The organism is Pseudomonas sp. GM49 (assembly GCF_000282355.1).
Classification (GTDB): domain Bacteria; phylum Pseudomonadota; class Gammaproteobacteria; order Pseudomonadales; family Pseudomonadaceae; genus Aquipseudomonas.
Map to the genome: position 1 here is coordinate 1 of NZ_AKJL01000177.1, position 2017 is coordinate 2017.

The 2017-nt window shown below is 62.3% G+C and carries 2 protein-coding genes; both read left to right on the forward strand.

Going from position 1 to position 2017, the window contains the following annotated elements:
- On the forward strand, nucleotides 1–1753 hold a 1753-nt coding region (treY, locus tag PMI29_RS12965), incomplete at its 5' end, for a malto-oligosyltrehalose synthase (RefSeq protein WP_007998989.1).
- Nucleotides 1754–1774: 21 nt separating this feature from the next.
- The coding region (locus tag PMI29_RS12960) for a DUF2934 domain-containing protein (RefSeq protein WP_007998990.1) at nucleotides 1775–2017 on the forward strand (243 nt) is incomplete at its 3' end.

Here is a 2017-nt window from a genome sequence, read left to right on the forward strand (position 1 = left end):
GGCGGGCCGCCACTTGCCGATTTATGTCGAAAAGATCCTCGGCGAAGGCGAAACCCTGCATCGCGACTGGTCGGTGGACGGCACCACCGGCTACGAATTCATGAACCAGTTGTCACTGCTGCAAACCGACCCTCAGGGTGCACAGGTGCTGACCGAGCGCTGGAAGCGCCACAGCGAGCGGTCCGCCGATTTCTCCCAGGAAGCACAACTGGCCCGTCAGCAAATCCTCAATGGCTCCCTGGCCGGGGATTTCGAAAGCGTCGCCCAGGCCTTGCTGCAAGTGGCCCGGGACAATCTCATGACCCGCGACCTGACCCTCGGCGCCATCCGCCGGGCCTTGCAGGCGCTGATCGTGCATTTTCCGGTGTACCGCACCTACATCGGTCCCCTTGGTCGTTCGGCCCGGGACGAGGTGTTTTTCCAGCAGGCCATGGACGGCGCCCGTCAAACCCTGGGCGAAGCGGACTGGCCGGTGCTGGACTGCCTGGCCGGCTGGCTCGGCGGTGAGCCCTGGCGGCAGCGCCCGGCCGGTCGCCCGCGCAAACGCCTCAAGCACGCCTGCGTACGTTTCCAGCAACTGACCTCGCCGGCCGCGGCGAAAGCGGTGGAAGACACCGCGCTCTATCGTTCGGCAGTCCTGCTCTCGCGCAATGACGTGGGCTTCAACACCGAACAGTTCGGCGCAGCGGTCGCCGACTTTCATCAGGCCTGCATCGAGCGCCTTGAGACCTTCCCGGACAATCTGCTGGCCAGCGCCACCCACGACCACAAGCGCGGCGAAGATTCACGGGCGCGGCTGGCGGTCTTGAGCGAACGCAGCAGGTGGTATGCCGACCAGATCGGCCTGTGGCGCGCCCTCGCCCGACCACTGCGCGATGACGATCAAGTGCCGTCGGCGGGCGATGAGTTGATTCTGTACCAGACGATCCTCGGCAGCTGGCCGCTGGAATTGGGTATCGATGATCCGCCGGCGCTCGAGGACTACGCAAAACGCCTCTGGCAGTGGCAACGCAAAGCCCTGCGTGAAGCCAAACTGCAAAGCAGCTGGAGCGCGCCCAATGACACTTACGAACAAGCGAGCGAGGACTTCATCCGGCGCCTGTTGCTCAGCCCCGAAGGTGAGCTGTTGCGTGCCGCCCTCGCCAAGGCTGCCCGGTCGATTGCCGTCCCCGGTGCACTCAACGGTTTGGCGCAAACCTTGCTGCGCATGACCGTGCCCGGCGTGCCGGATCTTTATCAAGGCAACGATTTCTGGGACTTCAGCCTGGTCGATCCGGACAACCGTCGACCGGTGGATTACACCCGCCGCCAGCAGGCGATGCAGCAAGCGGTTGTTCCACCTGACCTGCTGGCGAACTGGCGTGACGGGCGCATCAAACAAGCCTTGATTGCGCGCACCTTGAACCTGCGTGCCGAGCATGCCGAGCTGTTTCGGCGTGGCACTTACCAGGCCCTGGAAGTGTTAGGCAACGAGGCCCATCGAGTGCTGGGATTTGTCCGTGAACGGGAGGGAAAACGCGCCATCGTGATTGTGCCGATACGTTGTGCCGAACTGCTGGAAAACAGTGCCGAACCGCAGATCCATGCGTCGCTGTGGGGCGATACCCGGGTCAAACTGCCGTTCACCGTCCCTGACGAACATCTGCAGGGACTTTTTTCCGGCATCACAGTCACAAAACACAGAGAGCTGCTGATCAGCGCCGCGCTGGGGGATTTCCCGGTCAATCTCATTATTCAAACTACCTACACTTGAGTTCAGTTCAGGAGCATTGCGATGAGTACCGACGATAAACGCATCCGCGAATTCGCCTATCAGATCTGGGAGTCCGAAGGAAAACCCGAAGGTCAGGAAGCCCGTCACTGGGAGATGGCGTGCAAACTGGCAGAAGCCGAAGCCCTGGCTCCGAAAAAACCGGCTAAAGCAGCGGCGAGCAAAACCCCGGTCAGCAAAACGGCCAATGGCAAGGCTGGCGATGCCAAGGTCGCCACGCCAAAAACCAAGGCCAAACCGGCGGCG